13 protein-coding genes are annotated in these 15446 nt (G+C 63.0%); 6 read left to right on the forward strand and 7 right to left on the reverse strand.

The window, feature by feature from the left end; genetic code table 11:
* The first annotated feature begins 6 nt into the window (after positions 1-6).
* Together JEQ47_RS06500 and ntrC are read left to right on the forward strand one after the other, a co-directional pair.
* Positions 7-1128 carry a two-component system sensor histidine kinase NtrB gene (locus JEQ47_RS06500; RefSeq protein ID WP_198875748.1) on the forward strand — a complete coding sequence of 374 codons (1122 nt, stop codon included), beginning with the start codon at positions 7-9 and terminating at the stop codon, positions 1126-1128.
* Positions 1125-2573 carry a nitrogen regulation protein NR(I) gene (gene ntrC, locus JEQ47_RS06505; protein WP_198875537.1) on the forward strand — a complete coding sequence of 483 codons (1449 nt, stop codon included), beginning with the start codon at positions 1125-1127 and terminating at the stop codon, positions 2571-2573. Before JEQ47_RS06500 ends, ntrC begins: the two co-directional genes overlap by 4 nt.
* On the opposite strand, the gene JEQ47_RS06510 is transcribed toward ntrC, so the two are convergent.
* Positions 2570-3472 (reverse strand): DMT family transporter, encoded by a 903-nt coding sequence (locus JEQ47_RS06510; protein ID WP_198875538.1) that lies wholly within the window; start codon positions 3470-3472, stop codon positions 2570-2572. The two genes, ntrC and JEQ47_RS06510, sit on opposite strands and share 4 nt — an antisense overlap.
* Before the next feature lie 360 nt (positions 3473-3832).
* Between JEQ47_RS06510 and JEQ47_RS06515 the strand changes: the two genes are divergently transcribed.
* The 4 genes from JEQ47_RS06515 to hflX all read left to right on the forward strand — a co-directional run bounded on the left by JEQ47_RS06515 (position 3833) and on the right by hflX (position 9355).
* A complete protein-coding gene (locus JEQ47_RS06515) occupies positions 3833-6166 on the forward strand; it encodes a sensor histidine kinase (RefSeq protein WP_198875539.1) in 2334 nt (777 codons plus the stop codon).
* Complete coding sequence (ntrX, locus tag JEQ47_RS06520) at positions 6166-7548, forward strand: nitrogen assimilation response regulator NtrX (protein ID WP_198875540.1); 1383 nt, start codon at positions 6166-6168, stop codon at positions 7546-7548. The genes JEQ47_RS06515 and ntrX overlap by 1 nt, the downstream gene beginning before the upstream one ends.
* Before the next feature lie 182 nt (positions 7549-7730).
* Positions 7731-7982, forward strand: coding sequence for an RNA chaperone Hfq (gene hfq / locus JEQ47_RS06525; RefSeq protein WP_035078721.1), 252 nt, complete (start codon positions 7731-7733; stop codon positions 7980-7982).
* Between the two features lie 8 nt (positions 7983-7990).
* On the forward strand, positions 7991-9355 hold the full coding sequence (hflX, locus tag JEQ47_RS06530) for a GTPase HflX (protein WP_198875541.1): 1365 nt from the start codon (positions 7991-7993) through the stop codon (positions 9353-9355).
* Here hflX and mazG read toward each other — a convergent pair.
* The 6 genes from mazG to tmk all read right to left on the reverse strand — a co-directional run bounded on the left by mazG (position 9352) and on the right by tmk (position 15258).
* Positions 9352-10161 carry a nucleoside triphosphate pyrophosphohydrolase gene (gene mazG, locus JEQ47_RS06535; RefSeq protein ID WP_198875542.1) on the reverse strand — a complete coding sequence of 270 codons (810 nt, stop codon included), beginning with the start codon at positions 10159-10161 and terminating at the stop codon, positions 9352-9354. The genes hflX and mazG overlap by 4 nt on opposite strands.
* Before the next feature lie 219 nt (positions 10162-10380).
* Positions 10381-11217, reverse strand: a complete 837-nt coding sequence (locus tag JEQ47_RS06540; protein WP_198875543.1) for an MBL fold metallo-hydrolase — start codon at positions 11215-11217, stop codon at positions 10381-10383.
* Positions 11218-11221: 4 nt separating this feature from the next.
* A complete protein-coding gene (locus JEQ47_RS06545; protein ID WP_198875544.1) occupies positions 11222-12001 on the reverse strand; it encodes a TatD family hydrolase in 780 nt (259 codons plus the stop codon).
* Position 12002: 1 nt separating this feature from the next.
* Positions 12003-13553, reverse strand: coding sequence for a methionine--tRNA ligase (gene metG / locus JEQ47_RS06550; protein ID WP_198875545.1), 1551 nt, complete (start codon positions 13551-13553; stop codon positions 12003-12005).
* Positions 13550-14575: a DNA polymerase III delta subunit-related protein gene (locus JEQ47_RS06555; RefSeq protein ID WP_198875546.1), complete on the reverse strand. Its 1026-nt coding sequence runs from the start codon at positions 14573-14575 to the stop codon at positions 13550-13552. Before JEQ47_RS06555 ends, metG begins: the two co-directional genes overlap by 4 nt.
* A complete protein-coding gene (gene tmk / locus JEQ47_RS06560; protein WP_198875547.1) occupies positions 14572-15258 on the reverse strand; it encodes a dTMP kinase in 687 nt (228 codons plus the stop codon). Before tmk ends, JEQ47_RS06555 begins: the two co-directional genes overlap by 4 nt.
* Positions 15259-15446: the final 188 nt, after the last annotated feature.

Here is a 15446-nt window from a genome sequence, read left to right on the forward strand (position 1 = left end):
GTTCTGATGGATGTGGATTCGCTCCCGGCACGGGCCGTGCTGCAGGCGCTGCCGCAACCGATCCTGGTGCTCGACGAAAAGCGCGGCATCCAGTTCGTCAATTATGCCGCCGAGGCCTTCTTCGGCGGGTCGATGAGCGTGCTCACGCGGCAAACCCTCGACGACCTGATCGCCTTTGGCTCGCCGATCATCTCGCTGGTCGAAACCGTGTCGCAGCGCCGTGCGCCGATGACCGAATATCGGGTCCGGGTCGGCTCGTCCCGCTTTGGAGATGAGCGCATTGCCGACGTCTTCGCCACCCCGATTTCCGATACCGATGGGCGCGTCGCCGTGCTGATCCAGGAACGGACCATGGCCGACAAGATCGATCGGCAGATGGTATCGCGCGGCGCGGCGCGTTCGGTGACGGGCTTGGCGTCCATGCTAGCTCACGAAATCAAGAACCCGCTGTCCGGCATACGCGGCGCGGCGCAACTGCTCGAACAGACCATCGCCGCGGACGAAGTGCCGCTGGCGAGGTTGATCCGCGAAGAGACCGACCGCATCGTTCACCTGATCGACCGGGTGGAGGTATTCGGCGATGAGCGTCCGATGGAGCGCGAGCCGATCAACATCCACGTCGTGCTCGACCGCGTTAAGCTCTTGGCGCGCAATGGCGTGGCGCGCGGCATCACCTTTCACGAGGAATACGATCCGTCGCTGCCGCCGGTCTTCGGCAACCGCGACCAGTTGATCCAGATATTCCTCAATCTCATCAAGAATGCCTCGGAAGCGCTTGAACGGACACCAAAACCGGAAATCAAGCTGACCACAGCATTCCGTCCCGGTATCCGCATCAGCGTAGCCGGCGTGGCCGAGCGTATCTCGTTGCCGCTAGAGATCGTCATCGAGGACAATGGTCCGGGCGTGCCGCCCGACATCCTGCCCTTCCTGTTCGATCCCTTCGTAACCACCAAGACCAATGGCTCCGGCCTCGGCCTTGCGCTCGTCGCCAAGATCGTGGGCGACCATGGCGGCGTCATCGACTGTGACAGCCGCCCCGGCCGCACCCGTTTCCGCATCCTGCTGCCGGTGGCCAGCGGTGCCTTCCAGACTCCCGCCGACGCCGAAGAGGTCTCGCCCCTATGAGCCATGTGGTTCTGCTTGCCGACGACGATGCCGCAATCCGCATGGTGCTCAACCAGGCGCTGACGCGGGCCGGCTACGAAGTGCGCCCGACGGGCAATATCTCGACCATGTGGAACTGGGTGAGCCGCGGGGAGGGGGATATCCTCATCACCGACGTGGCCATGCCCGACGGCAATGCCTTCGAGGTGATGCCGAAGATCAAGAAGCTCCGCCCGGAGCTGCCGATGATCGTGATGAGCGCGCAGAACACCTTCATGACGGCCATCCGGGCCTCCGAAGTGGGCGCCTATGAGTATCTGCCCAAGCCATTCGACATCACCGAGGTGCTGTCGGTGGTGGCGCGGGCCCTGGCCGACGCCAAAAAGCCGAACAATGCCGAGCGCAAGACCGAGGAACCCGGCGAGACCATGCCGCTGGTGGGTCGCTCGACCGCCATGCAGGACATCTACCGCGCCCTGGCGCGGCTGATGCAGACCGATCTCACAGTCATGATCACCGGCGAAAGCGGCACCGGCAAGGAGCTGGTGGCCCGGGCCCTGCATGACTTCGGCAAGCGCCGCAATGGCCCGTTCGTCGCCATCAACATGGCCGCAATTCCGCGTGACCTGATCGAAGCCGAGCTGTTCGGGCACGAAAAGGGCGCCTTTACCGGCGCCAATACCCGCTCGTCGGGCCGGTTCGAACAGGCCGAGGGCGGCACGCTGTTCCTGGACGAGATCGGCGACATGCCCATGGACGCCCAGACCCGATTGCTCCGCGTGCTGCAGGAGGGCGAGTACACGATGGTGGGTGGCCGCAGTGCCATCAAGACCAATGTGCGCATCGTCGCGGCTACGCACCGCGATCTCAGCCAGATGATCCGGCAGGGCCTGTTCCGCGAGGATCTCTATTATCGCCTCAATGTCGTGCCGATCCGCCTGCCGCCGCTCCGCGAGCGCATCGACGATATCACCGACCTGGTGCAGCACTTCCTGCGCCTGGCGCAGCGCGAGGGCGAGCCATCCAAGACCATTTCGGCCGACGCCATCAAGCTGATGCAGAACTACAGTTGGCCGGGCAATATCCGCGAGTTGGAAAACCTCGTGCGGCGGTTGTCGGCGCTCTATGCCGACGAGCAGATTTCCGCGGAAATCGTCCAGAACGAGCTCAATATCGTTGACCGGCCTTCGGTCAGCACGGCCGCCGGGCCCATGGATATCTCCATGGCCGTAGAAACCCATGTTGGCCAATTGCTTCGGGAATACGAACCGAACCTGCCGCCGAACGGCATGTATCAACGGGTTATCGACAAGGTCGAGGCGCCTCTGATCGCCATGGCGCTCAATGCCTGTGGCGGCAACCAGATCAAGGCAGCGGACCTGTTGGGCCTCAACCGCAATACACTGCGCAAGAAGATCCGGACCCACTCGATCGAGATCGTCAAGCACAGCCGCCGCGGCGGCTAGGGCGCGTCGACGATCTCGCGGCGGTTGCGGTGCTCGCTGAGCGCCAGGGTCAACCCCGCTGCCACGACGAGGAAGGCGCCGACATAAACGGTCGTCGCCGGCATTTCGCCCCAGAACAGATAGCCGAAGATAAAGCTCCAGATCAGGGCGCCGTATTCGACGGTGCCCAGGACGCTTGCGGGTACCTGCCGCGCCGCTTCCACCAGAGTGAACTGGCCCATGCCGCCGACAAGGCCCGCAGCGACGCAAAGCGCCCACTCGGTCATGCTCATACCCTGCCATGCCGGCAAGACGAGCACGCTCATCAAGGCGACATGGATGAGGTTCTGCGCCAGGACCTGGACCAGCGTCCCGTCACTCCTGGAGATCGTGCGCATGAAGATCATCGCCACGGCCCAGCAAAAGGCTGCACCCAGGACCATCAGCACCGGCCAGTCCAATACGAAGCCGCTCGGGTTGGCCGCGACCACCACGCCAAAAAATCCGATGGCGGCCCCGCCGACACGTGCCAGATTCAGCTGCTCCTTGAGGAAGACGACCGCCAGGATGGTCGTCATGATCGGCGCGACATAGTAGAGCGTCGTCATCTCGGCGAGCTGCAGCTCGCGGCCGGCGCTGTAATACATGACCCAGGCGGCCAAGGTCATAAGGCCGCGTCCCAAGATGAGAACGAGGTTGCGGGATTTGAGGAGGTCCTTCACGACCTTGCGGCGCCCGATGAGCACGCAGAGGACGACGACGACAAGGCCGCGCACAAGAAGAATTTGGGCGGCGGGCAGGGCGGTGATGACGCCCTTGATCATGGCGTCATGAACCGAGAACAGGGTATAGGCGCCGATGCCGAGGGCCATGCCGGCCAGGCTGGCGGTTTCGACACGGGCGGGGGCGGGCGCGGACACAGGGAGGGACTCGGCGGGCGGGATTGCTCCAGTTGCGCCTTTGTCACGGTGGTTGTCCAGCGAGATCGGTCATGGTTCGGCGCGCCGAGAGCGTGGGGTTCATTGGCGCGGCCTGCCTTAATGGTCCGGGAATTCGTGCCCGGCGGGCGTAGCTCTCCAGGCCTCCATGGCTGAAAACGGCCCACCGGCCGTTTTCTCCTCGTCATGGAGTGTCACATTTTGGCAACATTTATGTTGAAGGGTCGGCCGAATTGGGTCAGGCTTCGCTTTCCTGCCCGTGCTGCACCCTCCAGCGGGCAGCCGGGCGGGTCACTCAGCGTGCGCGACATTGTCGCCAAAGCGAAGGAAACTAGGCATTTCATGGCGGACTTGGTCTCGGCCAACGATGAACGACTGAGCGAATCCGCGCCTGAAGCCAGGCGCGGCCGCTATACGATTTCGCACATGCGGCAGAATCAGTCGCTGCGCGTTCTCGGATTTGTCATCGTTTTTGCTTCGGTGCTGATGTCCTCCGTGTCCTTCCTGATGGTCTCGGGCATCACGGCGATCGAACCATCGCCTTTGGCCTGGACCATTATCTGGATCGTCACGGGCGTGCTGGTGCTGCTGGTGATCGCGCTAGTGGTGACCGAGGCTGTGTTGTTGTTCCAGGCGCGCCTGCGGAGCGAGCCCGGCGCAGGTCTTCAGGTGCGCATGGTGGCGATGTTCGCCTTCGTGGCGGCCGTGCCGGCGGCGCTGGTCGCCGTGGTTGCCACCGTGGCGCTCAATCAGGGCCTCGATCAATGGTTCTCCGAGCGGACTCGGGCAATGGTCGAGAGCTCGCGTCTCGTGGCGCGGTCCTACATGCTCGAACACGCGCAGGTGCTGCGCGACGATATCATCTGGGTCGCCACGGAACTGGAGCAGGCTCGCGGCACCTATGAGGACGAGCCGGAACGGTTCGAGCGCATCCTGACCGCCCTGGCCGTCACCCGGTCGCTGCCATTCACGTCACTGATCAATCGCGAGGGCGAAACGCTGATGCGCGCCCAGATCAATGTCGGCGGATCGTTTCCAAAACTTCCTGCCGGGGTAACCGACGGGGTCGTGGAAGGCATTCCAACGCCCATTGCGCCGGGTGCGACGCAGTTCGTGGGCTCGGTAATCAAGCTGCGCGGCTATGACGAGACCTATCTTTTCGTGGCGCGACCGGTCGATGCCGAAGTGCTCGAATATATGCGGCTGACCGACGAGAACATCACCGAGTACCGGGAATATGCGTCCAACCGGCTGGTGTTCCAGATCACCTTCACGATCATGTATGTGGGCCTCGCGGTGGTGCTGCTGCTGGCGGCGCTCTGGGTCGGCATTGCCCTGGCCAACCGCTTCGTCGATCCGATCCGAAACCTGATGATTGCCTCGCGGCGCGTGAGTTCGGGCGATCTCGACGTGCAGGTGCCGGTGCAGGAGGGCAGGGGCGACCTGCGCGACCTCTCGAACGGCTTCAACCGCATGACCCAGCAGCTCAAGACCCAGCGGCTGGACCTACTCAAGGCCAATGAAGTCAACGAAAAGCGCCGCCAGTTCACCGAGGCGGTGGTGGAGGGCGTGTCAGCCGGCATTATCGGCCTCGACCCCTATGGTGCCGTCACGCTCGTCAACGCGCGTGCGTGCGAAATGCTGGGCAAGACGGAAATCGAGCTCATGGGCGAGCCGATGGACCAGATCATGTCCGAGATCGGCCCCACCCTCGAAAAGGCCCGATCGGCCCGCCGCGGGCAGGTGCGCGATCAGATCCAGCTCGGCAACGAAACCAACCGCCGCATCTACCAGGTGCAGCTCACCCGGGAAGGCTCGATCACCGAGTCCAAGGGCTATGTTCTGACCTTCGACGACATTACCGACCTTGAATCGGCCCAGCGCACCAGCGCCTGGGCGGACGTGGCGCGACGCATCGCGCATGAAATCAAGAACCCTCTGACACCCATCCAGCTTTCGGCCGAGCGCCTGCGCCGTCGCTATGGCAGCAAGCTCGAGGACGATCGCGATGTCTTCGACAAGTGCATCAACACCATCGTGCGGCAGGTGGGCGACATCGGGCGCATGGTAGACGAGTTCTCGGCCTTTGCGCGCATGCCGGAATCGGCGCCGGAAACCGGCGATCTCAGCGATACGATCCGCCAGGCGGTGTTCCTCGAAAGCGTCCGCCTGCCCGAGGTCACCATCGTGACACTGCTGCCCGAAGAATCCATCGTTGCGTGGTTCGATGGACGGCTGGTGTCGCAGTCGCTGACCAATCTCATAAAGAATGCAGTCGAAGCATTCGAGGGCATGTCGTTGTCGGGTGAGTGGCAGCCGACCATCACCGTCGAGGCGCATGTCGAGGGCAATCATGCCCGCGTGTCCGTGTCGGACAATGGCAGGGGCTGGCCGGCCGAAAACCGCCAGCGTCTGCTGGAGCCCTATATGACGACCCGGGAAAAGGGCACCGGGCTGGGGCTGGCAATCGTCGCCCGCATCATCGAGCAGCATGGGGGCATCGTCGAGCTGATCGACGCGGACCCCGATCCGCAGGGCAGGGTGGGCGCTTGCGTCACTTTCACCCTCCCTCTGCATTCCCCTGCATTGAGTACCACCGAGGCAGAATCCGCTCCCGCGGAAGACAATGCTGCCCAAGAGGAGGAGCCGCATTTTCCTGCGGTTGTTCGTAAGTAATGGCACTGGATATTCTGATCATTGACGACGAGGACGACATCCGCGACCTGATCGCGGGCATCCTCGAGGACGAGGGCTACGAAGCCCGCCAGGCGCATGACGCCGACAGCGGCCTCAACGAGATCGCGCGGCGTCGGCCGAGCCTGGTGTTTCTCGATATCTGGATGCAGGGCTCCCGCCTCGACGGGCTGCAACTGCTCGATGTGTTCCAGAACCAGCATCCGGACATGCCCGTGGTGATGATTTCGGGCCACGGCAATGTCGAAACGGCGGTGTCGGCGATCCGCAGGGGCGCCTATGACTATATCGAGAAGCCGTTCAAGATCGACCGTCTCCTCCATGTGACGCAGCGGGCGATGGAGGCGACGCGTCTCCGCAGCGAGGTGGCCGAACTCAAGGAACGGTCGGCCAGCAAGAGCGCCGACATGGTGGGCACGTCGCCCGCCCTGCAGCAGATCCGCGGCATTATCGAGAAATCCGCGCCGACCAATTCGCGCATCTTCATCTCCGGTCCATCGGGCGCCGGCAAGGGCCTGGTTGCCCGCCAGATTCACCAGCGCAGCCCGCGCGCGAATGCCCCCTTTGTCGAGATCAACGCCTCGCTGTACGCGCCGGACGAAGTGCCGGTCGTGCTGTTTGGCCGTGAGGCCCGGGACAAGACCGGCCTGCTCAAGGTCGAGGTCGGAGCACTGGAGCGCGCTCATGGCGGCACGCTCTACCTCTCCGAGGTGACGACCCTGCCGCAGCAGGTGCAGGCGGCCCTGCTGCGCACCCTCGTCGAGAACCGGTTCAACCGCGTGGGCGGCAGCCAGGCAGTGCCGATCGACGTCCGCATCATTTCGTCCAGCTCGCAGAATGTGGCTGCACAGGTGGATGCCGGCGAGTTCCGGTCCGATCTTTTCCATCGGCTTTCCATCGTTCCCTTGCCGCTGACCCCGCTCCGGGAGCGCCGCGAGGATGTGCCGCCCCTGGTGTCGGTGTTCATTGAGCAGGTGTGCCGCATGCACAACCTGCAGCGCCTGGCAGTGGGCGACGACGCAATGGCCGTCTTGCAGGCTCAGGAATGGCCCGGCAATGCGCGCCAGCTCCGCAACTCGCTGGAGCGCCTGCTGATCCTGATGAAGGACCAGCAGCCCGAAAACGGCGTCATCACCGCAGCCATGCTGCCTTCCGATATCGGCGAGGTGCTGCCCACAGTGGGAGACACAGATTCGTCGGCTCACCTGATGAGCCTGCCCTTGCGGGATGCGCGAGAAGTGTTTGAGCGGCAGTATCTGCTGGCGCAGATCGAGCGGTTCGGCGGCAATATCTCCAAGACTGCCGAATTCGTCGGCATGGAGCGCAGCGCGCTGCATCGAAAAATCAAGTCCCTGGGCCTCTGAAAATGTTATGAAAAAGCGTCACAGCCATGCGATGAGGGCGGGTAGGCAGTCCGCTACAACTGTGCCATAGTGCTTTCATATGATTATTCGGGCTTTGGGGCTGGGCGGCAGTCCTTGCGGGTCCGGACGCAAGTCATTGCGAATAAAACAGCGACAATAAAAGCCGCGGCAAAGAGGCCTAAATGCCCAGCGAGAAGCAGCAAAACCTTCAGGATTCCTTCCTCAATCACGTTCGCAAGCAGAAAGTCCCGGTCACCATTTTCCTGGTGAACGGTGTGAAATTGCAGGGCGTGATCACCTGGTTCGACAATTTCTGCTTGCTGTTGCGCCGTGACGCGCAGTCGCAACTGGTTTATAAGCACGCCATCTCCACCATCATGCCCGGCGCGCCGATCCAACTGTTCGACCCCGAGCAGAACAACGATCACGACTGACGGCGTACATGGACGATTTTGACGACGAGGCGGGCGCCCATCCGGGCGGCCCGAAGCCCTATATCGACCGGCAGGAACAGCCGACGCGAACCGGGCTCGTCTGTCCCGACGTGCGCGGCAAATCTTCCTATCACAGCATCGAGGCGCGTCAGGCCGAGTTCGAAGGCCTGGCCGAGGCCATTCGCCTCGACGTGGTGTTTTCGGACGTCGTGAAAGTCCGCGAAATCCGTCCGGCCACTTATATCGGGGCCGGGCATGTCGAAGCCCTTGCCACCAAGGTAAAGGCTGAGAACATCGAACTGGTGCTCGTCGATGCGGCGCTGACGCCGATCCAGCAGCGCAATCTCGAGCGCGAAACCGGCACGAAGGTGCTCGACCGTACCGCTCTCATCCTCGAAATCTTCGGCGAGCGGGCCGCCACGCGTGAAGGCGTGCTGCAGGTCGAACTCGCGCATCTCAATTACCAGAAAGGGCGTCTGGTGCGCTCCTGGACCCACCTCGAACGCCAACGCGGCAGCGGTGGCACCGGCTTCATGGGCGGCCCGGGCGAAACGCAGATCGAAAGCGACCGGCGGCAGATCACCGAGCACATCGTGCTGCTCGAGGACCGGTTGGAAAAGGTCAAGAAGACGCGTGCGCAGCAACGCGCTCAGCGCACCCGCGCGGCCATTCCGGTTGTGGCGCTGGTCGGTTACACGAATGCTGGAAAGTCGAGCCTGTTTAACAGGTTGACCGGTGCAGGGGTGTTTGCCGAGGACTTGCTTTTTGCCACCCTGGACACAACCGTGCGCAAGGTGGAGTTGCCGCATGGCCGAGAGGTCATGCTGAGCGACACCGTTGGCTTCGTGGCCGACTTGCCGCATGACCTGGTGGCCGCGTTCCGCGCTACCCTGGAAGAAGTCGTGGATGCCGACATCATCCTGCACGTCCGCGATATCGCCAACCCCGACCATGCCGCACAGGCGCAGGATGTGCTGACCGTACTCGACGAGCTGGGCGTCTCGTCGGAATCCACGCCAATCATCGAGGTTTGGAACAAGATCGACCTGCTCGAAGAGCCAGGCCTGTCGCTTGCTTCGGCGGCGCCGGCGGGCAAGGTTCTCGCCACCATGCCGGTTTCGGCACATACCGGGCAGGGCATCGAGGAGCTGCTCGACCTGGTCGAAAAGTCCCTGGGCGAAAAGGCGCGGACGTATCACGTCCACGTTCCGCACAGTGCCGGGGCCGATATCGGCTGGCTGCATAGCCATTCCGAAGTGATTTCGCGGGATGCCAGTGAGAAGGGCCAGGATTTCGTGGTCCGCGTCGATCCGCGTCACAAGACGGCTTTCCTCGAACGCTTCAACGGCAGGATCGAGCTTTCCGACCTCTAAGATTTGTCGCGGCTGCGAATTTCGTTCCAGTAGCCATCCAGTCGCTGGAGCCCAGCCGATGCGGGTTCGATGCCGTCCTCGCGGCAGCGGGCCTCGACATAGTGGAAGCGGCGGGTGAATTTGGCATTGGCGTCGCGCAGCGCCGCCTCAGGGTCGACACCGGCCTTGCGCGCGAGATTGGCCACGGCGAACAGCAGGTCGCCGATTTCTTCCTGTACCGCTGCCTGATTTCCCGAAGCCTCCGCTTCGACGACCTCGTCGAGCTCCTCAACCACCTTGGCGCGCACGGACACCAAGTCCGGCCAATCGAAACCCACCTTGGCGGCGCGCTTGGTCAACTTTTCGGCGCGAGCGAGAGCGGGGAGAACCTGCGGGACATCGTCGAGAATGGAGGGCTCGGCTTCGCCTTTGCGTTCGGCCTTTGCGGCCCGTTCGGCGACCTTGATCGCTTCCCAGCGGTCCTGCGCGTCGCTGGCGCCATCTGCCGTCACGTCGCCAAAGACATGCGGATGCCGACGGATCAGCTTTTCGGTGATGGCCAGCACGACGTCGCCAATATCGAAGTGGCCGGCTTCCTTGGCCATCTGCGCGTGATAAATCGGCTGCAGCAGCAGATCGCCGAGTTCTTCGCGAAGATCGCCAAAATCCTCGCGCTCGATGGCGTCGGCCACTTCATAGGCTTCTTCGATCGTGTAGTGACGGATAGAGCGGAAATCCTGTTCGAGGTCCCAAGGGCAACCGCCATCTGGATTGCGCAGCGCGGCCATGATCTCGATCAGACGGGAAATGTCTCGGGAAGGCTGCATCGGACGGTCCTCGGAATCGCTGCGCTCACCTTAGCAAAGCATGCGGGAGAAGCGACCAGGGGAGTAGGCCGACCGGCCAAAAGACGAACGCGCAGCCGCTCGCCACCGGCAATCCATATTTCGCATAATACAGATTATGGAACTTTTATATGCTGGGAATTGCACGGAATGTGGTGTGCCGCCGGTAGTTTAACGCAGCAGTCTCTGCCGAGGATAACTTCAGCGGTTCAGCACACGCCCGGTCAGGACGTCGATTTGCATGCCGTCAAAGGCTGGCGTGACGTTGCCCGGCGTCTCGGCGTCGGTGCGATGGTAGTCGAGGTCGATATGCATGTTGGTCAGCACGGCCTGGCGCGGCGCGAAGCGTTCGATGAGGTCGAGCGTTTCCGGCAGGCTCAGATGGCTGGGATGCGGCGTCGGCCGCAAGGCATCGACGATCCATGTATCGAGACCGGTCAGCGCATCACTGGCGCTGGTCGGCACGGATGACAGGTCCGGCGTATAGGCCAGCCCGCCAATGCGGAAGCCCATTGCATTGATGTCGCCATGCACGAGGCTGAAGCCCAGGACATCGAGTGGGCCGCCCGGCCCATCTATAGTCAGCGTCTGGCCATCAAGGATTTCGTGGGCATTGAGGATGGGCGGATAGGAACTGCCTGATGGCGTCGAAAAGCAGTAGCCGAAGGATGCGTAGAGCCGCTCGCCGCATTCGGGTGTGAAATAGACGTCGACACGACGGCGGTTGTGCAGCGCCAAGACCCGCAAATCGTCGATGCCATGGATGTGGTCGGCATGTTCATGCGTATAGAGTACGGCGTCGACCCGATCGACCTGGGCATCGAGCAACTGTTCACGCAGGTCGGCCCCGGTATCGATAAGCACCCGCGTGGGCTCAGCTATTCCGTCTGTCCAGGCTTCTATCAGTAGCGCGCAGCGGCGGCGGCGATTGCGCGGTTCGTGCGGGTCGCAGGCGCCCCAGACATTGCCGATGCGTGGCACGCCGCCGGATGATCCGCATCCCAGAATGGTCGCGATGATCCGGTCCGGCTGGGCCATGGCGCTATTTCAAGCCGGTTTTTGAGAACAAGCGGCCGAAGTTTGCCGTCGATTCAGTGCCGATCTGTTCGAGCGAAATTCCCCGGATTTCCGCGAGTTTCTGTGCGGTATGGCGGACAAAGCTCGGTTCGTTGGACTGGCCGCGATGCGGGATCGGCGCCAGGTATGGCGCGTCGGTCTCCACGAGGTAGCGATCCGCCGGCACGATACGGGCAACGTCTTGGATTTCCTGGGCATTTTTGAATGTCACGATGCCGGAAAAGGAGATGTAGCCGCCCAGAGCGAGCGCGCGCTGCGCCAGATCCATACCGGCAGTGAAGCAGTGCAGGACGAAGGGGAAAGCCCCCTGCCCGCTCTCTTCCTCGAGGATCTTGGCCATGTCGTCATCTGCCTGCCGGCTGTGGATAACCAGTGGAAGACTGGTGACGCGGGCGGCGGCTATATGGCGCCGGAGCCCTGTGGCCTGGGCCTCGCGCGGGGCGTTGTCATAGAAATAATCGAGGCCGGCTTCGCCGATGGCAACGCAGCGTGGATGGGCACTTAGTCGGACAAGTTCATCCGTCGTGACATGCAGCTCCTCATGCGCATTGTGCGGATGGGTGCCGACCGAGCACCAGACGTTCGCATAACGTTCCGCGAGGCCGGCATAGGTGGAGAAGTTTTCCACACGTGTGGAAATCGTCACCATGCCAACCACGCCGGCGGCCGCGGCGCGAGCGAAAACCCCGTCGAGATCGGCAGACAGGGCTTCGAAATCGAGATGGCAGTGGCTGTCGATCAGCATGTCATTCGGCCGGCTTTTCGACGCGTGCAAAAACGCCCTGGGGTGCCGGCAGCTCGGAATTTGCTAGCAGACTGTTAGCGCCAAGCGCCGCTTCAAGCGTCCTCTGGTCATCCGGCACGCCGATCTGGTCGAGAAGCCGCGCTGCGGAGGCCGGAACGAAGGCCTGCATCGGGATGGCAAGACGACGAACGGTGTCGGCGGTGACGTAGAGCACGGTGGCCATGCGCGCCGGATCGGTCTTCTTCAGCGCCCAGGGTTCCTGCGCGGCAAAATAGTTGTTGGCCGAGCTCAGCGCGGCAATGATCGCGCCGGTGGCCTCGTGGATCAACTGCTGGTCCATGGCCTTCTGGGCGGCCGTGAGCGCCTCGGTGACTTCGGCGATGATGGCATTGTCCCCATCGGTCAGGGGGCCCGGCTCCGGCACCCTGGCGTCGCAGTTCTTGTTGATCATCGAGAGCGACCGCTGCGCCAGGTTGCCAAGGTTGTTGGCCAGGTCGGCATTGACGCGGTTGACCAGCTTTTCGTTGGAATAGTCGCCATCGTTGCCGAAGGAGACTTCGCGCAGGAAGAAGTACCGCACCGCATCAGGACCGAAAGTCTCGATCAGCTCGAACGGGTCGATGACGTTACCCAGCGACTTGCTCATCTTCTGGCCGTCGACGGTGAGGAAGCCGTGAGCGAAGACGCGATGCTGCACGTCTAGGCCGGCGCTCATCAGGAATGCGGGCCAGTAGACGGTGTGGAAGCGGATGATGTCCTTGCCGATGACATGGAGGTCGGCCGGCCAGAACTTCTTGAAGAGCTCGGAATTTTCGTCCGGATAGCCGACGCCGGTGATGTAATTGGTCAGGGCGTCGACCCAGACATACATGACGTGGCCTTCGGCTCCCGGAACCGGTATGCCCCAGTCGAAGGTGGTGCGGGAGATCGAGAGATCCTGCAGGCCGCCCTTGACGAAGGAAATGATCTCGTTGCGACGCTCTTTGGGCGCAATGAAATCGGGGTTGGCTTCGTAGAGATCGAGAAGCTTCTGCTGATAGGCCGAAAGGCGGAAGAAGTAGGTCGGCTCCTCAACCCATTCGACCCCGGCGCCCGAGGGGGCAAAGCGCTTGCCATCCTTCTCGGTCAGTTCGGCCTCGTCGAAATAGGCCTCGTCGCGCACCGAATACCAACCCTTGTAGGTGGACTGGAAGATGTCACCGTTGTGGCTGGCCTCCATCTTCTTCCAGATGGCCTGCGAAGCGTCGTGGTGCCGCTGTTCGGTGGTGCGGATGAAGTCGTCGTTAGACAGGTTCAGCGCGGCGGCGAGCCTGCGGAATTCGCCGGCATTGCGATCGGCCAGTTCGCGGACCGGAATACCTTCCTTGGCTGCCGTCTGCACCATCTTGATGCCGTGCTCGTCGGTGCCGGTAAGGAAGTAGACCTCCCTGCCCTCCAGCCGCTTCCAGCGCGCAATGGCGTCGGTCGCGATCATCTCATAGGCGTGGCCGATATGTGGGGCGCCATTGGGATAGGAAATCGCGGTGGTGACGTAGAAGGGCTTGGCGGTCATGCTGGCTCGACGGGATTGGCATTGAGGGCGCAGTGCTTCCTGATGGCGTCGAAGATCACCACCAGCGTCTGCTTCATATCGAGGTTGACGCTGTCGGCTTCGCCAAGAAGTGCGCCCGCCTTCTCCCATAGGTCCGTGGCAGAGGCAAGACGCCTGCGCGCGCCCGGCTGCATGGCGGCCTCGCGCATCTCCGTAGCCAGCCAGTCATTGAGAATTTCCCGGGCAAAGGACATGTCCGGCCCCTGCGCATCGCCGCCCAAGGCGTCGGCGAGTTGCAGTTCCGCGGCAATGGGAGCGGCTTCGGGCTGCCGCAACCAGAGTTGCAAGGCGCCTACGGGCGAGTTTTCGCCGAGCGCAAGCGTTTCGAAGGCGCGCCGTGGCCGGCCGCCGGAAAGCTGGATGGCGCGATCGAGTGCAGCACCGTCAAGCTCGGGGAGGCTCGCCGTGACGACATCGGCAATCTGGTCGTTACTTAACGGGCGCAGGGCGAGGTTGTGGCAGCGCGAGCGGATGGTGGGCAGCAACTGGCCCGGCCGGTGGGAGATCAGCAGGAAGGTCGTGTCAGCGGGCGGCTCTTCGAGCGTCTTGAGGAGCGCGTTCGCAGCATTGGGATTGCAGTCGTCGATGGCATCCAGAATGGCGATGCGGTGCCCGGTGCGGCCGCGCGTATGGTGGAGGCCGTCGCGCAGCTCGCGCACGTCTTCCACCCGGATGACGGAATAATAGCCCTTGGCATCCTTGGGACGCCGCCGCAGCACGGAGAGATTGGGATGGGCCATGGCGGCCACCTGCTCGCTCACACGGTGCTGACTCTCGTCGCCGGTCGCGGTGAGGATGGCCACGGCCAGTTCGAAGGCCAGGGTGGCTTTTCCAATACCCTGTGGGCCGTGCAGCATGATTGCGCCGGGCAGACGACGATCGGCAAGCTGCGCAAGCACGGCGCTACGGGTGGCGTCGTGGCCTATGGCGGACTGGCGCTGCTCGGGCAGCGGCAGGTCCGGAAGGGCAGATGGATCGGTCACGAAACCGAACCGGTCTGCAATTCTGGAAAGCGGCCGCTGACGACTTCCCAGATGGCGGCTTCGAGCCGGGCCTCATCCTGTTCGGCCGAGATGACGACGCAACGATCGGCATTGCGGGCGGCGATATCGAGGAAATTCTCGCGCAGCCGCTGGTGCCAGTCGAGTTCTTCCTTTTCGAAGCGGTCGCCGGTGAGCTGAAGCCCGTCCTCGACGGCACGTTGCTCGACGCGCTTGAAGGCGACGGCTGGGTCCATGTCGAGGACAATGGTCAGATCAGGCGTGTGGCCGTCAAGCGCGAGGGTCTCGAGCGCATCGATGAGGCGATCATCGACACCGCCGGTCAGGCCCTGATAGGCGCGCGTCGAGTCGCAGAAGCGGTCGGAAATGACCCAGGTGCCTTTGGCCAGGTTCGGCGCGATGAGCTGGTTGACATGGTCGAGGCGCGCCGCCGCGAAGAGGACAGCCTCGGCACCGGCCCCCCAGGCCTCGGAGCGGCCTTGCAGGATGAAGGAGCGGATGGCTTCCGCCTTGGGCGTGCCGCCCGGCTCACGTGTGCGCACCGCTTCGACGGCGTGATCGGCCAGATTGTTGAGCAGCCGCCGGACCTGCGTGGATTTGCCGACGCCCTCGCCGCCTTCAAAGGTAATGAAACGGGCTGGCCGTCGATTGGGCGCTTCGAGCATGGGCAGGCGATTCCTTGGACCGAATACCTTTTAGGTTACATGGATGAATGGCGAAAGATGGGAGTGATTTACCGGGCTCAATCTGGCCGTCCTCGGGCTTGACCCGCGAAGTTGCTGCAAGGTCCCGGACTGTCGTGAGTGGCCCTCGGATCAAGTCCGAGGGCGGCCTGGTGGTGGGGGGTGGGATG

This window comes from Devosia sediminis, assembly GCF_016411825.1.
Lineage (GTDB): Bacteria > Pseudomonadota > Alphaproteobacteria > Rhizobiales > Devosiaceae > Devosia > Devosia sediminis.